Origin of the sequence: Massilia suwonensis (genome assembly GCF_042655665.1) — a bacterium.
In the GTDB taxonomy this organism is placed as follows: Bacteria; Pseudomonadota; Gammaproteobacteria; order Burkholderiales; family Burkholderiaceae_D; genus Telluria; species Telluria suwonensis.
On sequence record NZ_JBHSMR010000013.1, the window covers coordinates 670331 to 687305 of the forward strand.

General features: G+C 66.6%; 21 protein-coding genes. 11 read left to right on the forward strand and 10 right to left on the reverse strand.

Features of this window, described 5'->3' with window-relative positions; translation table 11 throughout:
* Positions 1 to 175: 175 nt before the first annotated feature.
* From ACFPQ5_RS10925 to ACFPQ5_RS10945, 5 genes are all read left to right on the forward strand, one after another.
* Positions 176 to 469, forward strand: coding sequence for a hypothetical protein (locus ACFPQ5_RS10925; RefSeq protein WP_379754881.1), 294 nt, complete (start codon positions 176 to 178; stop codon positions 467 to 469).
* Positions 470 to 506: 37 nt separating this feature from the next.
* On the forward strand, positions 507 to 782 hold the full coding sequence (locus tag ACFPQ5_RS10930; protein WP_379754884.1) for a hypothetical protein: 276 nt from the start codon (positions 507 to 509) through the stop codon (positions 780 to 782).
* A gap of 13 nt (positions 783 to 795) precedes the next feature.
* Positions 796 to 1047 carry a hypothetical protein gene (locus tag ACFPQ5_RS10935; RefSeq protein WP_379754886.1) on the forward strand — a complete coding sequence of 84 codons (252 nt, stop codon included), beginning with the start codon at positions 796 to 798 and terminating at the stop codon, positions 1045 to 1047.
* Between the two features lie 80 nt (positions 1048 to 1127).
* Positions 1128 to 1325, forward strand: coding sequence for a hypothetical protein (locus tag ACFPQ5_RS10940; protein ID WP_379754889.1), 198 nt, complete (start codon positions 1128 to 1130; stop codon positions 1323 to 1325).
* Between the two features lie 245 nt (positions 1326 to 1570).
* On the forward strand, positions 1571 to 1756 hold the full coding sequence (locus ACFPQ5_RS10945) for a hypothetical protein (RefSeq protein ID WP_379754892.1): 186 nt from the start codon (positions 1571 to 1573) through the stop codon (positions 1754 to 1756).
* Positions 1757 to 1803: 47 nt separating this feature from the next.
* Here ACFPQ5_RS10945 and dmeF read toward each other — a convergent pair whose 3' ends face one another.
* The 3 genes from dmeF to ACFPQ5_RS10960 are packed head-to-tail and all read right to left on the reverse strand — an operon-like array spanning position 1804 to position 3266.
* Positions 1804 to 2787 (reverse strand): CDF family Co(II)/Ni(II) efflux transporter DmeF, encoded by a 984-nt coding sequence (dmeF, locus tag ACFPQ5_RS10950; RefSeq protein ID WP_379754895.1) that lies wholly within the window; start codon positions 2785 to 2787, stop codon positions 1804 to 1806.
* A gap of 20 nt (positions 2788 to 2807) precedes the next feature.
* The gene (locus tag ACFPQ5_RS10955; protein WP_379754898.1) at positions 2808 to 2984 is read right to left on the reverse strand and encodes a DUF1289 domain-containing protein; all 177 of its coding nucleotides are present in this window, start codon (positions 2982 to 2984) and stop codon (positions 2808 to 2810) included.
* Positions 2985 to 2990: 6 nt separating this feature from the next.
* Positions 2991 to 3266, reverse strand: a complete 276-nt coding sequence (locus ACFPQ5_RS10960; protein WP_379754901.1) for a metal/formaldehyde-sensitive transcriptional repressor — start codon at positions 3264 to 3266, stop codon at positions 2991 to 2993.
* Positions 3267 to 3577: 311 nt separating this feature from the next.
* Here ACFPQ5_RS10960 and ACFPQ5_RS10965 point away from each other — a divergent pair, with 311 nt between their 5' ends.
* From ACFPQ5_RS10965 to ACFPQ5_RS10990, 6 genes are all read left to right on the forward strand, one after another.
* Positions 3578 to 3859, forward strand: coding sequence for a hypothetical protein (locus ACFPQ5_RS10965; RefSeq protein WP_379754904.1), 282 nt, complete (start codon positions 3578 to 3580; stop codon positions 3857 to 3859).
* A gap of 39 nt (positions 3860 to 3898) precedes the next feature.
* On the forward strand, positions 3899 to 4174 hold the full coding sequence (locus ACFPQ5_RS10970) for a hypothetical protein (protein WP_379754907.1): 276 nt from the start codon (positions 3899 to 3901) through the stop codon (positions 4172 to 4174).
* Between the two features lie 71 nt (positions 4175 to 4245).
* The gene (locus tag ACFPQ5_RS10975) at positions 4246 to 4497 is read left to right on the forward strand and encodes a hypothetical protein (protein ID WP_379754910.1); all 252 of its coding nucleotides are present in this window, start codon (positions 4246 to 4248) and stop codon (positions 4495 to 4497) included.
* Positions 4498 to 4517: 20 nt separating this feature from the next.
* Positions 4518 to 4796: a hypothetical protein gene (locus ACFPQ5_RS10980; protein WP_379754913.1), complete on the forward strand. Its 279-nt coding sequence runs from the start codon at positions 4518 to 4520 to the stop codon at positions 4794 to 4796.
* Between the two features lie 88 nt (positions 4797 to 4884).
* A complete protein-coding gene (locus ACFPQ5_RS10985) occupies positions 4885 to 5166 on the forward strand; it encodes a hypothetical protein (protein ID WP_379754916.1) in 282 nt (93 codons plus the stop codon).
* Positions 5167 to 5195: 29 nt separating this feature from the next.
* A complete protein-coding gene (locus ACFPQ5_RS10990) occupies positions 5196 to 5951 on the forward strand; it encodes a PP2C family protein-serine/threonine phosphatase (protein ID WP_379754919.1) in 756 nt (251 codons plus the stop codon).
* A gap of 148 nt (positions 5952 to 6099) precedes the next feature.
* Here ACFPQ5_RS10990 and ACFPQ5_RS10995 read toward each other — a convergent pair whose 3' ends face one another.
* The 7 genes from ACFPQ5_RS10995 to ACFPQ5_RS11025 all read right to left on the reverse strand — a co-directional run bounded on the left by ACFPQ5_RS10995 (position 6100) and on the right by ACFPQ5_RS11025 (position 16967).
* Positions 6100 to 7392, reverse strand: a complete 1293-nt coding sequence (locus tag ACFPQ5_RS10995; protein WP_379754922.1) for a sigma-54 interaction domain-containing protein — start codon at positions 7390 to 7392, stop codon at positions 6100 to 6102.
* Positions 7389 to 10454 (reverse strand): peptidase domain-containing ABC transporter, encoded by a 3066-nt coding sequence (locus ACFPQ5_RS11000; protein ID WP_379754926.1) that lies wholly within the window; start codon positions 10452 to 10454, stop codon positions 7389 to 7391. The genes ACFPQ5_RS10995 and ACFPQ5_RS11000 overlap by 4 nt, the downstream gene beginning before the upstream one ends.
* Before the next feature lie 27 nt (positions 10455 to 10481).
* A complete protein-coding gene (locus ACFPQ5_RS11005; RefSeq protein ID WP_379754929.1) occupies positions 10482 to 11243 on the reverse strand; it encodes a peptidylprolyl isomerase in 762 nt (253 codons plus the stop codon).
* A gap of 107 nt (positions 11244 to 11350) precedes the next feature.
* Positions 11351 to 11554, reverse strand: coding sequence for a hypothetical protein (locus tag ACFPQ5_RS11010; protein WP_379754932.1), 204 nt, complete (start codon positions 11552 to 11554; stop codon positions 11351 to 11353).
* Between the two features lie 166 nt (positions 11555 to 11720).
* Positions 11721 to 13496, reverse strand: a complete 1776-nt coding sequence (locus ACFPQ5_RS11015; RefSeq protein ID WP_379754935.1) for an amidohydrolase — start codon at positions 13494 to 13496, stop codon at positions 11721 to 11723.
* A 1-nt stretch (position 13497) separates the two neighbouring features.
* Positions 13498 to 15102 (reverse strand): phytoene desaturase family protein, encoded by a 1605-nt coding sequence (locus tag ACFPQ5_RS11020; RefSeq protein WP_379754938.1) that lies wholly within the window; start codon positions 15100 to 15102, stop codon positions 13498 to 13500.
* A gap of 80 nt (positions 15103 to 15182) precedes the next feature.
* Entirely contained in the window at positions 15183 to 16967 is a 1785-nt protein-coding gene (locus ACFPQ5_RS11025) for a thiamine pyrophosphate-requiring protein (protein WP_379754941.1), read from the reverse strand.
* Positions 16968 to 16975 lie beyond the last annotated feature (8 nt).

Below are 16975 nucleotides of genomic sequence, written 5' to 3' on the forward strand. Positions count from 1 at the left end.
ACTGTGGCAGGCCCAGCCATGCAGCCCGGCGTGCCAGCGAAAATTCCCTTTGGACTCAGAAGCTTGCGCCCGCATCGACCGGTGCGGCACAGACCTGGCACGCCTCTCGCTATATGTCCATCGAGCGCAAACCAAATGCCTCACTCAAACCACTTACCACTTAAGGAGAATCACCATGAAAACCTTGATCATCACCGACCTGGCCCGCACCGAGCAACTGGATCGCAGCGCAATGACGCAAGTGCGCGGCGGCTTCAAGATGGGCACCCCAGGCTACCCGCTCGGCAACGTGAACTACGCGCCCTCCTTCGACTCGTCGATCACCGCGACCCAGAACCTGGCGCAGATGCAGGAGGTGGTGACCGCCACCGCCAACGGCTCGGCCTTCCTGGGCGGCGTGACCGTGCACAGCGACGTCGACCAGCATGGCGAAAACAAGATCGTGCGCCGTCCTTCGCTGGCCGCCTGAACCTAACCCACCATCACGACATCCAAGGAGCACTACCATGAAAACCCTGACCATCAAGGACCTGGCCCGCACCGAACAACTCGATCGCAGCGACATGGCGAACGTGCGCGGCGGCTGGAGCATGCTGGCACCGAACTACAAGCCGGGCGACTTCACCTATGCGCCGAAGACCGACTCGTCGATCACGGCGACCCAGAACCTGCTGCAGCAGCAAAGCGTGGCCACCGCCACGGCGAACGGCTCGGCCTTCCTTCACGGCGTCGACGTGCACAGCAATGTGCACCAGGACGGCGAGAACAAGATCGTCGGCTGAGGGAGACGCGATCATGTCTTCCATCATCGTCAAGGACCTGGCCCGTGTGGCCGAACTCGACGGCCACACGATGGCCCAAGTCGAGGGCGGCTTCGCCTTCGGCAAGGACGTCAACGTGAACGTCAACGTGAACCAGCAGATCGGCCAGTTCCAGCAGATCGGCATTAACGTCCTCAACAACAATGGCGTGATCGGCGCCGGCTTCAAGGGCCCGGACATCGATGTCGCTGCCGCGCTGTTCGCGGAGAACAAGGTGCTGGTCTGAACCTCGTGACGCTTCGCTCTCTCACCTCCATCCCGGCAACGGGATGGAGTCCGTTAACGTTTCAAACCACAGGAGGCTATATGGCCAACATCGTCATCAAGGATTTGCAGGAAAACACCGAGCTCGATCGCCAGGCAATGCATGCGATCGCGGGTGGGGCGCGCTTTCGTGCCAGTGCGGGCGTGCTGCGCCCGGTCGTGCGCAGGGTCCGCCTGTACGACCCGGCGCCCGGACGCAGCGCCGCCGGGCAGGCGACGCCAAGGCCGCCGGCGCGCTGAGCGTCACGCGCCCCGCCCAGAGCCGTCCGGCCGCAAGCCGGACGGCTTTTTCATGTCCGCGGACGCGGCGGCGTGACGGCCGGAATCCAACATGTCGGCCCCTCTGTCGCTCCCGGTCCAACACTTTACGGGCTTTCTGCTCCACTTCCCCCGTGCCGGCGGCTGGCACGCCTTGTGCTCAATGATCTGCGTGGGCGATGACCAGCGCCCCGCACTTTCGACACCATCCATTCAAGGGGAACATCATGAACCTGCACAAGCACATGGAAGCCATCTTCGTCGTCACGCTCGTCGTCGTTACCTCCGGCACCTTCGCGTACGACAGCCTGCGCGAAGCCGACGAGAGCGTGGCATCGGTGGCGCGCGACAACCCGGCGCGCGAGGCGCGGACCGTCGTCGTGCGCGCACCCACGCTGCCGCAGCGTGCATGAGCGCACGTGGGCGGCCGGAGGCACGGCCGCCCACATCCCGCTCGGAATCAGCCCGCCTTACCGGGCCGATAATGTACTTCGATCGTCGCGTGCACGATCTCTTCGTGTATCCCCAGCTGCTCGCGCACCTTCGCCGGCGTCAGCGACGGATCATCCGTCACCAGGCTCAGGGCGCAGGAATAGAACTGCTTGCCGACGCGCCAGACGTGCAGGTCGACGAGCCTGGCGTAGCCGGCGGACGACGCCCCCGCGATGACTTCGCGGATCTCCTCGACGACCGGCGCATCCATCTCGCGGTCGAGCAGGACTTTCCCGGTCTCGACGATCAGGTTCTTCGCCCACACGGCCACCAGCACGGCGCCGACGATCCCCATCACCGGGTCGAGCCATGACCAGCCGAACGCCCAGCCACCGGCCAGCGCGCCGATCGCCAGCACCGAAGTCGCCGCGTCCGCGATGACGTGGATGTAGGCCGACTTCAGGTTCAGGTCGTGATGACCGTGTCCGTGCTCGTGTCCGTGATGATCGTGGTGGTGATGCCCATGGCCGTGATCGTGATCGTGGTGCGCATGGCCAAGGATCAGCGCGCAGACGACGTTCACCACCAGACCGACCACGGCAATCACGATCGCTTCCCGGTAGTGGATGGGTTCGGGCGCGAAGATGCGCTCGACGGAACCGACGGCCATCAGGGCCGCGATCCCGAGCAGGAAGACGGCGCTGGTGTAACCGGCCAGGATTTCGATCTTCCAGGTGCCGAAAGCGAAGCGCGGATCGCGCGCATACTTGCGTGCGGCCGAGTAGGCGAATGCGCTCAGGCCGATCGCCAGCGCATGGGAACTCATGTGCCAGCCGTCGGCCAGCAGCGCCATCGAGTTGAACCACCAGCCGGCGGCGATCTCCACCACCATCATCACTAACGTGATCCACATGACCACGCGCGTGCCGCGCTCGGCCGCGTTGCTGCCCTGGTCGAAGATGTGCTCGTGCGCCAGCTCGTCGCGGCTGGCCTGGTGCGTCAGGTCTTGCATGGGTTTCCTCCGTGGCGGCGCTAGCGGCCGGCCAGTTTTTTCTCGCGCCGCGCGCGTTCGTTGACGATCTGGTGCCTGCGGTGATCGCTCATCTTCCTCCACTCGCGCGCCTCGGCGAGCGTGCGCAGGCAGCCGCTGCAGAAGCCGGTCTTGCCGTCGAACCGGCACAGCTCGACGCAGGGTGATTTGACGGCCATCGCTGCCTACTTCAGATATGTCCGGATCACGTCGAGCAGCTCCTCGGCGCCTTCCGCGCGTGCCGCTTCGCCGATGTCGCCTGCCACGAGATGTTCCCTGACGTGATCCTCGAGCACTTCGGCCATCAGGCCGTTCATGGCGCCGCGGGTGCCTGCCAGCAGATGCAGGACTTCGCTGCAGCCGGCTTCGGACTCCAGTGCGCGTTCGATGGCGTCGACCTGGCCGCGAATGCGGCGGACGCGGGCGAGCAGCTTCGCCTTTTCTCGTGTGGTGTGGGACAAGGGATTCACTTCACAGATAGGGTACCCCCCTATGCTAGCAGACCCGGCCAGACTACTCAAGGATCGGCCAGCATGCCCAACCTGTTGCGGCATCCCGAACACCTCCCGGAATCTGTTGGATCGCGCCCGTCACCCGTCCACTACTCCTCCATCAGCGAGCCCATCCGCGCCCTCCGAGAAATCCTTTTTGATTCAATCACTTGCACTGAAAAAGCCGGAAGCCAGGCCACCTGGCACGCCTCTCGCTATATGTCCATCGAGCGCAAACCAAATGCCTCACTCAAACCACTCACTACTTCAGGAGAATCACCATGAAAACCTTGATCATCACCGACCTGGCCCGCACCGAACAACTGGATCGCAGCGCAATGACGCAAGTGCGCGGCGGCTTCAAGATGGGCACGCCCGGCTACCCGCTCGGCAACGTGAACTACGCGCCCTCCTTCGACTCGTCGATCACCGCGACCCAGAACCTGGCGCAGATGCAGGAGGTGGTGACCGCCACCGCCAACGGCTCGGCCTTCCTGGGCGGCGTCAGCGTCCACAGCGACGTCGACCAGCACGGCGAAAACAAGATCGTGCGCCGTTCCTGATTCGTCCTTCACTTATCCACTCTTTCAAGGAGCAAGACCATGAAAACCCTGACCATCAAAGACCTGGCCCGCACCGAACAACTCGATCGCAGCGACATGGCGAACGTGCGCGGCGGCTGGAGCATGCCGGCATCGAACTATAAATTAGGCGACGTCAGCTACATGCCGAAGACCGACTCGTCGATCAAGGCGACCCAGAACCTGCTGCAGCAGCAAAGCGTGCTGACCTCGACCGCCAACGGCTCGGCCTTCCTCCACGGCGTCGACGTGCACAGCGATGTGCACCAGGACGGCGAGAACAAGATCATCGGCTAAACCCGGTGGCTGCGCGGCGTACCCCCAAGCCCGCCGCGCAGCACGGCATCCACCCCATCGAGGAGAACAGCATGACTTCCATCGTCGTCAAGGACCTGGCGCACAGCGCCCGTCTCGACCAGCACGCCATGGCCAAGGTAGCAGGCGGCAACGCCTTTGGGCCGAACGTCAACGTCAACCTGAACGTCAACCAGCAGATCGCGCAGTTCCAGCAAATCGGCATCAATGTCCTCAACAACAACGGCGTGATCGGCGCCGGCTTCAAGGGTCCAGACATCGACCTGTCCGCGCCGCTGCGTGCCGACAACCTGGTCGCCTTCTGAGCCCCAAGGGAGAAACCACCATGAAAACCCTGACCATTACCGACCTGGCGCGCAGCGAACAGCTCGACCGCCCGACCATGGCTGCCGTGCGCGGCGGCTGGAAAATGGGGCCGACGCCCTGGGTACCCGGCGACCTGAAGTTCGCCGGCAGCGAGGACTCGTCGATCACCGCCACCCAGAACCTGGCGCAGATGCAGGAAGTCCTCACTGCCACCGCCAACGGCTCGGCCTTCGTCGAAGGCGTACGCGTCGACAGCGACGTGGTCCAGCGCGGCGAGAACAAGATCGTGCGGCGCTAAGCGGCACCAAGCCTCTCGATTTCGTCTACACTGGAGAGACCACCCGCTCTCTCCAGTGCAGACCTACTCTTCAATACGGAGATGCATCATGGCCAGCATCCGCATTCGCGACCTGCCCCGCAGCGCCACCCTCGACCGCAAGGCGATGGCAGCCGTGCGCGGCGCCGGCGCTCCCTGGGTCTTCGGCTGGATCCAGCCTTTCGTCGAGGCCGGCCCGCGTTTCACCCCGGTGATCAACTTCTACCAGATCAACAACTTCGCCGACCAGATGATCAACCAGTTCCAGTCGGTCTCGGTGAACAATGCGGGCGCGAATTCCACGCTGAACGTGGCCGTGGATGCGAATAGCCTGAACAAGGCGCTGCTGTAGCGGACGAAAGAGCCAGCCTGGACGCTGCGATGGGCTTCGACAGCACACTGCACTGGACCTGCGCCGCACGCACGGACGTCGGCCTGGTCCGCAGCCGCAACGAGGACGCCCTCCTTGCGCAGCCCCAGCGCGGCCTGTGGGCGGTCGCCGACGGCATGGGCGGCCACGCCTTCGGCGACCTGGCCAGCGGCGCCGTGGTCGACGCGCTCGCCAGCCTGCCGCCGGCGGACACCCTCGACGAACTGGTCTCCCTCGCCCGCGCCCGCCTCGCGGAGGTCAACGAGACGCTGCGCATCGAGGCCAGCACGCGCCAGGTCCCGGTCATCGGCAGCACCGTCGCCGCCCTGCTGGCCTGCGGCCACGAACTGGCCTGCCTGTGGGCCGGCGACAGCCGCATCTACCTGCTGCGCCAGGGCCGCCTGCAGCAGCTCACGCGCGACCACAGCCGCGTCGAGGACCTGAAGGCGCGCGGCGACATGGCGGCCGCAAGCGTCAGCCCGAACATGATCACGCGCGCGGTGGGCGCCGCCGACAGCATCGGATTCGAGGTGGCGACGCTGGACGCGCGCGACGGCGACATCTTCCTGCTCTGCAGCGACGGCCTCAGCACCCCGGTCGAGGAAGGCGCGCTCCTGGCCGCGCTGGCGCCGGGCGACTGCACCCAGGCTTGCGAGCAGCTGCTCGCGCTGGCGCTTGCGAGCGGCGGGCGCGACAACATCACGGTGATCGTGCTGCGGGTGGACGATCTCGGAGCCGACAAGACGGTCATCAATCCGGCGCTGTGACGAATGCCGGTCCCTTGCCATCACCACGCCGTTTCCGTAGGGCTGGCATGCCCGCGCGTGCACGATGCGCCAACGCGGCGCATGCTCCGCACGCGGGCATGCCCGCCCTACGAAAGCGATACCGGCGCCTCCAATCGACATGCTGCGCTCAATGCTCCTTTCGGAAGTCCTTCGAATGCAGCCCATGCTTCTTGAGCAGGATCTGCAAATGCGAGCGGTTCATGTCCCAGCGCCGCGCCAGCTCCGCCACCGTGCCGCCGACCTCCTGCAGGCCGCGCTCCAGGCAGCCTCGTTCGGCCTCGTCGCTGGCAACGCGCTTGGCCTCGGCCAACGACAGCTCCGCGCCATCCGCCTGCGGAGCCGGCGCCGCCGATGTCGACGACGGCCGGATGTCTTCCGGCAGGTGCATCAGGTCAGCCGTCTGACCGGCCAGGCAGGACAGCCGGTACAGGATGTTGCGCAGCTCGCGGATATTCCCGGGGTAGGCATAGCGCAGCAGGAAGCCGCGCAGGCGCGGCGTCAGGGCCACGGGCGCCCGCTTCAGGGCCTCGGCCGCCTCGTCGCCGTAGTAGGCAATCAAGAGCGGAATCTCGTCCTTGCGCTCGCGCAGCGGCGGCAGGGTCACGTGGATCACGCTGAGGCGGTAGAACAGGTCTTCGCGAAAGGTCCCCTGCTCGATCAGCTTGCGCAGGTTCTTGTTGGTCGCGGCGACGATGCGCGCGTCGACCGAAATCGTCTCGTCGGAGCCGACGCGCTGGATCTCGTGCGACTGCAGCACCCGCAGCAATTTGACCTGTCCGGGCAGCGGCAATTCCCCGATCTCGTCGAGGAAGATGGTGCCCTTGTGGGCGCTTTCGAACTTGCCCTTGCGGTCCTTGTCCGCGCCCGTGAACGCGCCCTTCTTGTGGCCGAACAGTTCCGATTCGAGCAGGCTGTCGGGAATGGCGCCGCAGTTCACCGACACATAGGGCTTGTCGGCACGCGAGCCGTTGGCATGGATCACCTTGGCCATCAGCTCTTTGCCAGTGCCGCTTTCGCCGTCGACCAACACCGGCAAGTCGGTTGGCGCGGCTTTCTCCGCGATCTCGAGGGCGTCGAGCAGCTTCGGATTGTCACCGAAGGTGCCCTCGAAGACGAAGCTGCGCGCCAGCAGTGCCCGGCGGCGCTCGCCGGTCGGCGGCTCGACCACGGGTTCGGCAGCAGCTTCGTGACGCCGCTCGACCGGAACGTCGCCGCTGACCGCCTGCACGAAGCGCTCCTTGTGCGACAGGCCCATCACTTCGTCGCGCAGCGTGTTCGCCTGGCGCAGCAGTTTTTCCACGTCCGGGCGCTCGAGGCGGGTGGCCCAGCGCAGCGTCGAACGCATGATCTCGATCTTTTCCAGCAGGGCCGCATAGGACATGGCCGAGCCGCGTTCGCCGCCGGGGTTATACAGTTTCATGCCGCGGCTCCGAGCTGCTTCTGGACCAGTTCGTAGTACATGCCACGCCGGGCCAGCAGCTCCTCGTGCCGTCCCTGCTCGACTACTTTCCCTTCGTAGAGCACTACGATCTTATCGGCCCGCATGATTGTACTCAGGCGGTGGGCAATGATGACGGCCGTGCGTCCCGCCAGGATCGCCTCCATGTTGGCCATGATGTTGCTCTCGGACTGGGTGTCCAGCGCGGAGGTCGCCTCGTCGAAGACCAGCAGCCGAGGATCGTGGTACAGGGCGCGCGCAATGCACAGGCGCTGCACCTGCCCGCCCGACAGGCCGAGGCCGCGCTCGCCCACCACCTGCTCGTACCCAAGCGGCATCTTGCTGATGAAGGCATGTGCATCGGCCATCTTCGCCACTTCCTCGATCCGCCGCCGGTCCGGGCTGTCGTCGCCGCTGGCGATGTTCTCGGCGATCGTCCCCGAAAACAGCAGGTTGCTCTGCATGACATAGCCCACTTGCGCCCGGTAGTAATCCTTGTCGATCGCCGCCATCTCGTAGCCGTCGACCACGATCCGGCCGTCGCTGGGCGGATAAAAGCCGACCAGCAGCTTGGCCAGCGTCGTCTTGCCCGAGCCGCTGCGTCCGACGATGGCCACCAGTTCGCCCGGCTTGATGTCGATGCTGACGTCTTCCAGCACCCAGGGCGTGTCCTCGCCGCCGTAGCGGAAATACAGGCGCTCCAGCTTCAGCTCGCCCTGCAGGTCGGGCAGCACCACGCGCGATGCCAGGTCGCCCGGCTTCTGCTCCGGCTCGATGTCGAGCACGTCGCCGAGGCGCTCCATGGCCACCGTCGCATCGGCCATCCGGCTCCACAGGCCCACTAAACCCATCAGCGGTCCCAGCACGCTGCCCATCAGGGCGTTAAAGGCCATCAGCTGGCCGATGGTCAGCTCGCGCGCCAGCACCAGGCTGGCGCCGGCCCACAGGATTACGATCGTGGTGGCCGAGTTCAGGATCTGGCTGGCCAGTCCGACCAGGATATTGAAGGACTGCGAGCGGTACTGCACCTCCAGCGCCTTGACGTACTTGCGCTCCCATTTCAGGCGCACCGGCCGCTCGCTGCCCATGCCCTTCACGGTCTCGATCCCGCCCAGCGCCTCCATCAGGAAGGACTGGGCATCGGTCGAGGCATTGAAGACCTCGCGCGCGTAGTCCTTGATCTTCGGCGTCACCACCACGGTCAGCGCGATGATGGGAATCACGAAGCCGATCAGCAGCAGGGTCAGTTTGACGTTGTAGAGGAACAGGATGGTGAAGTAGATGAACACCATCAGCAGGTTGAGCAAGGTGGTGACGGTCGACTCGGTCAGGAAGGCGCGGATGGTCTGGTTCTCGGAGAAGCGCGCCATGATGTCGCCCGTCTTGCGCTTGGCGAAGAAGGAGTAAGGCAGCGACATCGTGTGCTTGAAGAACTGCGCCATCATCGAAAAATCCAGGTTGCGCACCATGTAGTTCGACAGGTAGGCGCGCACCGTCGTCATGACCTGGCTGAACACGGTGGAGATCACCAGGCCCAGGATCAGCAGGTGCAGCAGCCCGATATTCTGGTGCACCAGCACGCCGTCGAGGATGTTCTGGATGATCATCGGCGGCACGATGCCCAGCATCTGGATGACGAAGGTAGCGAGGAAGAGCTGCAGCAGGATCTTGCGGTAGGGCCGCAAGTACCCGACGAAGCGCAGCCAGGGCGAGCGCGCCACGTCCTGCTGCGCCAGCTGCTGGCCGGGCGTGAAGACGAGGCAGGTGCCGCTCCAGCCCTTTTCGAACTCCTCCACGCTCATCTTGCGAAAGCCCACCGCCGGATCGGCCAGCCAGACCTGGTCGCGCGCCACGCCGTAGACGATGACGTAGTGGTAGCCTTCCCAGTGCACGATGAAGGGCAGCTCGAAGCCGAGCAACGCATCGAAAGTGCATTGCACGCCGCGCGCGCCGAAGCCCAGCGCCTCGCCCGCGCGCGCCAGGCTGTCGAGCGTCGCGCCCTGGGTCGTGACGTTCGCCAGTTCGCGCAGCTTCCCCAGTGTCATATTGATGCCGTAGTGACGGCACAGCATGGCCAGGCACGCCGCGCCGCAATCCATTTCCTCGGCCTGTTCGACCAGCGCAAAACGCTTGATGATGCGTTCGCCCGCCTTCGGTTTCGACGCCAGGTCGAGGATCACGGGCCGCTTGCGACGCTCGGCCAGGCGCTTCTGGCGCTGCAGTTCGCGCTCGAAGAAGCGCACCCGCTCCTCGATCACTTCGCGGAATTTCGCATTGCGCTCGAGGATGAAGTGGGCCGACTTTTCCGGAATGACGAGCAGGGTCGCTTCCCCGGCCGCGACGACCGAGGCCGGCTGCTCCTGGCGCATCAGACACGCCTTTTCGCCGAAGATCTCGCCGGGGCCGAGCGTGGCCAGCACGAACTCGTCCTCGCCGTCGCGGCGCAGCACGCGCACCTGGCCCTGGCGCACCACGTACAGGCGGCGGTCGTCGCGCGTGTCCTGCTTCAGGATCTCCTTGCCGGGGCCGACGCGTTTCACCCCGACGCTGCGCACGAATTCCTCCAGCTCGGGCTTGTCGACCTTGCCGCGCAGGTCGAACAGGCGCGCCACCAGGCCGCCCGCCGAACTGATCGCCACATAGTGGTTGATGAAGTCGAGCGCCGCGCTGTTGCGCGCCAAAACCGGCTCGATCGCGCTGCGCGGGATGATCCACAATTCGGTCTTGAGCGCCGCCCGCGCCGACAGTTCGTGGCGATAAGGACGCAGCATGGCGACTTCGGCGAACACCTCGCCGCTCTTGCGCACTCCCATGCTGATTTCCTTGCCGTGCTCTTCGCCGAACACGCGCACCGAACCGGACTTGATCACGGCCAGGCCTTCGGCCGCGTCGCCTGCGCTGCAGATGGCGTCGCCGAAAGCATAGGAGCGCGTTTCGACGGCCGCGGCCAGCTGTTCCAGCTCGTCGGGCGTAAAGGCCGACAGGATCTCCACCGTCGCCAGGAAGGCGCTCGCGCCCTGCTTCTGTTCCGTCGAGACGTCCATGGATGGGCAGCCGGGCGGCGCCGGCGGTCAGCGCACCGTGACGGCTTCGATGATGTGTTCCTGCGCCCGTGCCGCCAGCCATTCCTCGCGCAGCAGGCGCCGCACCTCGACCGCCGTTTCCTCGTCCAGCGCGGCCGGATGGCGCGCGTTCACGGCGTAGATCTCGAACAGCGTGCGGTCGGCGGATGGAAAGGGTCCGAGCAGGTCGCCCGGCGCGGCATTGAAGACGCGCGCCTCGAGATCGGGCTTCAGCGAACCGCGCAGCACGCGACCGATCACCCCGCCGTTCTCGCGCGCCTCGCCGACCGAGTGCTCGGCCACCATCTCGGCGAAACTGTCCGGGTCTTCGCTCAAGGCCGACATCATCTCCTTGGCCTTGCCTTCGGAGTCGAGCACGATGTGGCTGATCTCGACGCTGTCGAAGCGCGGTGAATTGAGCTTGAAGTACTGCTCGACGGCCGCCTCGCTGCAGACCTGTCCCATCATCTTCTCGTGGACCAGGCCGTTGGTGACGAAGTCCTCGAATTCGTCGAGGCTGATGCCGAGCGCGTCCAGGTAATGGTTCATGTCCGCCGCCCGGTGCAGGCCCTGGATGCGGCGGAACTGGTCGGCGCGCTCCTGTATTTCGTCGGGCGCCGGGCGCACGCCGCTCTTCCTGGCCGCCAGCACGGTCAGCTTCTCGCGCACCAGCTGCTCGACCAGTCCTTCGAACTGCCCGGTGAGTTTCAGGGTCCGGATGAAGTAATCGGTATCGATGACTTCATCGTCGATGCGTACGATCCCAGCCATGGGTTCTCCTCTACATGTCTCTTCGATTCCCCCTTTGCATGGGACTTCCATTCGGGGGATTTGTTCCGCCCGCACGGCCGGCCGCGCGGGAGGCTTTCGGTGCCGGGCTAGACCACGCGTACGCCGATGTCGCCCTTGAAGATGGCCATCTCCAGCTGGAAGTCGTCGACCACGCCGCCGGGGCGGCCGTCGACCAGCACGGCAATCGCGCGGCCGCCCTGTACGCGCTGCATGTCGGCGCGCGTCAGCGTACGGGTGGGGTTTGCCTCGGCCGTGGTACGGACCAGGTCCTTGATGAGCAGGGTTTTCATGATGTGGCTCCTCGATGCAGTGATGGATGGAAGAACGCCGGATCGGCGCTCGCCATCAGCGATGCAGGGAGCGTGCCAGGCGACTGGCAGAGGACGGGATGCGTTGGCCTGCCGGGTCCGGACCAACAGTGCGCCTTGAAGTGGTGGGCGCCGGCCAACAGGGACGCTAGCGCATCTGCGCGGCCTGGTACACGAGCTTGCCGCCGACGACCGTCTGCAGCACGCGGATGTTGGCGATGTCCTCGGCCGGGATGGCGAAGAAATCGCGGTCGAGGACGATGAAATCGGCCAGCTTGCCGACCTCCAGCGACCCGAACTGCGCTTCCTGGCGCAGGGTCCAGGCCGCGTCGATGGTCGCGGCGCGCAGTACGGCGGCGCGCGGCATGCCCGGCTGCGCGGTCAGGCGGCCTGCAAACTCGGGGCCGGCATCGGGCGCGGCGGTGCGAGTCACGGCCACCTTCAGCGCGAACCAGGGATTCAGCGGATCGACCGGCCAGTCGCTGCCGTAGGCGATGCGGGCGCCGGCGTCCAGCAGCAGCGCCTGCGGCTCGACCAGGGCGTAGCGGGCGGGACCTAGGTAGTCGCGCAGCGCGCCCACGGTGTCGGGCGCCGGCTTGGCCCATTGGAAGGAAAGAACGGGCGTCACCCCGAGCGCGGCGAAGCGTGGATAGTCAGGTGGCGCGACGATCTCGGCATGGGCCAGGGCCGGGCGCAGGTCGCGGCCTTGTCCGGTCGTTCGCAGCCATTCGATCGCATCGAGCGACTCGCGTACCGCGCGGTCGCCGTCGGCATGGACGTGGGGATCGATCTTCGCCCGTGCCAGCTCGGCCAGCGTGGTGCGCAAGGCTGCAGCATTGAAGTAGCTCTCCGGCCCGCGGCTCTCGCCCGGCTGCCAGTCGGGCTGCTCCGCCGTTCCCTTGTTGACCAGGTAGGGTTCGAGCATCGCGCCGGTGAACGCGGGCGCGGCGATCACGCCGTCCATGAAGAGCTTGGCGTGGCGAACCTGCATCGTGGGCGCCTCGCGGACCGGGCCCTGGTCGAACCTGCTCTTTTGCTCGAGTAGATCGGCCACCGCGCTCTTCGGCGTCGCCCCCTTGTCGAGGTCGATCAGCACGGCGAAGTGGGCGCGCGCGCTCAAGCTGCCCTGGCGCTGCAGCGTCCGGAACGCCGTCATGGTCTCCGGATCGGTCCAGGCGTCGAGGAAGCTGGTGATGCCTTGCTCGCGCATCGCCGCCAGCGCCTTGCGCGAAGCGGCCAGGTTTTCCGCCACGCTCAGCGGCGCTAGCTGCCGCATGGCCAGGTCCTGGGCGGCGTCTTCCAGCAGGCCGGTCGCGCGCCCATCAGCATCGCGCACGATCCTGCCGCCCGCCGGGTCGGGCGTATCGCGCTTGATGCCCGCCACCGCGATGCCCTTCGAATTGAGCTGGACGGAGTGGCCGAACGACGAGCGCACGAGGATGGGACGGCGCGTCCCGAGCGCGTCCAGCGTCGCCGCGGTCACCATCGCGCCTTCCGGCCGCATCCCCTGCTGGAACCAGTTGACCACGACCAGCCAGCGGCGCGGGTCTTTGTTCCTGTCGCGTTGGAGGCAGGCCCGGATGCGTGCCTGGAACTCGTCAATCGTCAGGCGCTGGTAGTCCAGGCTGCAGTTCAGCAGCCGGCTGCCGCCCGACTGCGGGTGCATATGGGCGTCGACCAGCCCCGGCATCAGCATGCGGCCCTGCAGGTCGACCACGCGCGTGCGCTTGCCGACCAGGGTGGCGGCGCCGGCATCGTCGCCGACGTACACGATGCGCCCGGCGCGCACGGCCAGCGCCTGGTGCACGCTGTCCGCGCTGTCGATCGTATGGACGGCGCCGTTGCGGTAGACCAGGTCGGCCGGTGCCGCGTACAAGGCTGCGCTGGCGAGCAGCAGCCACGCGAACAGGGCCCGCCGCAGCATCTCAGGCGGCCCGGCGCCGGCCGAAGTCGCGCAAAACCTCGCGCGCCGCATTGTGGCCCGGCGCGCCGGTGACCCCGCCGCCGGGATGGGTGCCCGAGCCGCAGGTGTAGAGGCCGGCGATGGGTCCGCGATAATCCGCATGCCCCAGCATCGGCCGCGCCGCGAACAGCTGGTCGAGCCCCAGCGCGCCGTGGAAGATGTCGCCGCCGACCAGGCCGAAGGTGCGCTCCAGGTCCAGCGGACTCATGATCTGCCGGCCGAGCACCGAGCGCTTGAAGTTCGGCGCCCAGCGGTCCACGGTATCGATCATCAGGTCGGCCACCTGCTCGCGATGATCGTCCCAACTCGATCCGTCGGGCAGCCGGGGCGCCACGTGCTGGCAGAACAGGCTGGCCACGTGCCGGCCCGGCGGCGCCAGGGTCGTATCGAGCGTGGACGGAATCAGCATCTCGACGATGGGCTCGCGCGACCAGCCGAGACTGCGCGCGTCGTGGTAGGCGCGCTCCATGTACTGCAGGCTGGGCGCGAGGATGATGCCGCTGCCGTGGTGCTCGGCCGGTTCCAGGCCGGGCAGGCAGCGGAAACTGGGCAGCTCGGATAGCGCCACGTTCATGCGGAAAGTGCCGGAACCGCAGCGCCAGGCCTGCATGCGGCGCAGGAAATCGCCGGGCAGCGCGCCCGGATCGACCAGCTTCGTATAAAGCAGGCGCGGATTCAGGTTCGACACCACCACCCGCGCATCGAGCCGCTCGCCCTTGCGCGTGACGACACCGGTGGCGCGGCCCTGCGCCAGCAGCACTTCGTCCACCGCGCAGCCGGTGCGGATCTCGACGCCGAGCGCCTGCACCGCCTTGGCCATGGCCTGGGTGATCGCGCCCATGCCGCCGATCGCGTGGCCCCAGGCGCCCTTCTTGCCGTTGACCTCACCGAACACGTGGTGCAGCAGCACGTAGGCCGAGCCCGGCGCGTAGGGACTCGCGTAATTCCCGACCACGCTGTCGAAACCATACACCGCCTTGATCGGTGCGCTCTCGAACCAGCCGTCGAGGTAGTCGCCGGCCGACTTGGTGAACAGGTCGAGCAGCTCGCGCTGGGTCGACAGCGAGAGCGCGCGCATGCGATTGCCGAGCCGGCCGGCCTTGATCAATTCCGGCAGCGCGGCGAGCCAGCTGCCCTGCACCCGGTTCGGCGGCGTCTGCAGCACCAGCTCGCGCAGCAGATCGGCGGCGGTGTCGAGGTGGCTGCCGTAGGCGTCGAGACGCTCGGCGTCGCGCTGCGAGAATTTCGCCACCTCGGCCTGCGTCCGTCCTGCGCCTATCTTGAGGTAGCGGCCGTCCTCCAGCGGCAGGAAGTTGGACAGCGGCCGCTCGACGACGCGCAGGCCGTGCGCGGCCAGGTCCATGTCGCGGATCACCTTCGGGTTCAGCAGGGAGACCGTGTAGGCGGCCACCGAGTTGCGGAAACCCGGATGGAACTCCTCGGTGACGGCGGCGCCGCCGACGACCTGGCGCGCCTCCAGCACTGTTACCTTCAGCCCGGCGCGGGCCAGGTAGAAGGCGCACACCAGGCCGTTGTGGCCGCCACCGATGATGATTGCGTCGCGCATCCGTTTCCTCCTCGGGTAACACAGGCATTATGCGCCGATGGAGCGGGCCGCGCACCTGCCAGTGTGAAGAGGTAGCGCGATCACTCCCCGCCCTGCACCTCCAGCGCCCGGCGCACCGCATCGGCTTCCGCATCCCCCGCCTCGATCGCCTTGTAATACTGCTCCGCCTGCGAGCGCGTGATGTGCGGCGGCAGCGGCGGCATGTTCGGGTCGCTCAGCACGTCGATCACGAAGGGCCGGTCGCTGCGTAAAGCCGCGTCCAGCGCCGCTGCGATCTGCTCCGGCTGTTCCACCCGCACGCCGTCCAGCCCCAGCAGCTTGGCGTAATCGGCATAGGCCACGTCCGGCAGTTGCTGCGATTCCTCGACCTTCGGTTCGCCTGCCATCCCGCGCTGTTCCCAGGTCACGAAACTGAGGTCGCGGTTGTTCAGCACCAGGATGACGATACGCGGGTCGGCCCAGTTCTTGTAGTCGCGCGCCATGGTGATCAGGCCGTTCATGCCGTTCATCTGCATGGCGCCATCGCCGACCAGGGCGATCACGGGACGGTCGGGATGGGCCAGCTTGGCCGCGTAGGCATAGGGCACGGCCGAGCCCATGGTCGCCAGGCCGCCGGACAGGGAACCGAGCATGCCGGACTTCGCCTTGATGTCGAGCGCGTACCAGGAAGCCACCGAGCCGGAGTCGCCGGCCAGCACCGCATTGTCGGGCAGGCGTTCCGACAGTTCCCAGAACACGCGCTGCGGATTGACCGGCGGCGCCTCCGGGTTCATGGCCTTGCGTTCCAACAGTGCCCAGCTCTCCTTCACGCTGGCCTCGATCTGCTCGCGCCAATCGCGCTTCTCCTTGCGTTGCAGGAGCGGGATCAGGGCCTGCAGCGTCGCCTTGCTGTCGCCCACCAGGCTGCATTCCATCGGATAGCGCAGGCTGACCATCTTGCCGTCGATGTCGATCTGGACGCCGCGCGCCTGTCCTTCCTTCGGCAGGAATTCCGAATACGGGAAGCTGGAACCAACCATCAGCAGGGTGTCGCATTCGTTCATCATCCTGAAGCTGGCCTGGGTGCCGATCACGCCGATCGACCCGGTCACGAAAGGCAGGTCGTCCGGCAGCACCATTTTCCCGAGCAGCGCCTTGGCGACGCCGGCCCCAAGCAGGTCGGCGACCTCGATCAATTCGGCGGCGGCGCCGTGGGCGCCTGCACCGGCCAGGAGCGCGACCTTGCCACCGGCATTCAGGATGTCGGCCGCAGCTTGCAGCGCATCCGGCGGCGGCACCAGGCTGCGCGCGACCATGCCGATGCCCGACAGGACGCTGCCATGCTCGCGCGGCGGCACCGGCACCGCATCCAGGTCCTGCAGGTCGTGCGGGATGATCACGCAGGTCGGGCGGCGCTCGGTCTTCGCGATGTGGAAGGCGCGGTCGATCAGGTGTCGGATCTGTTCGGGACTGGCCGCCATCTGCACGTAGGCGCCGGCCACGTCCTTGAACAACGTAACCAGATCGACTTCCTGCTGGTAGTCGCCGCCCAGCGAGGCGCGCTTCTGCTGGCCGACGATGGCGACCACCGGCTGGTGGTCGAGTTTTGCGTCGTACAGGCCGTTCAGCATATGGATCGCACCCGGGCCCGAGGTCGACAGGCAGACCCCGACCTCGCCCGTGTACTTGGCGTGGGCGCAGGCCATGAAAGCGGCCAGTTCCTCGTGGCGCGCCTGGATGAAGGCGATGTCATCCTGCTTGCGCATGGCCGCGAGGATGCCATTGATGGCGTCGCCGGGGTAGCCGAAGATGCGGTCCACGCCCCATGCCCCAAGGCGCTCGAGCAGGAATTCGCCGACCGTCTGTTTGCTCTCTTCTTCCGCCATGCTGCCTC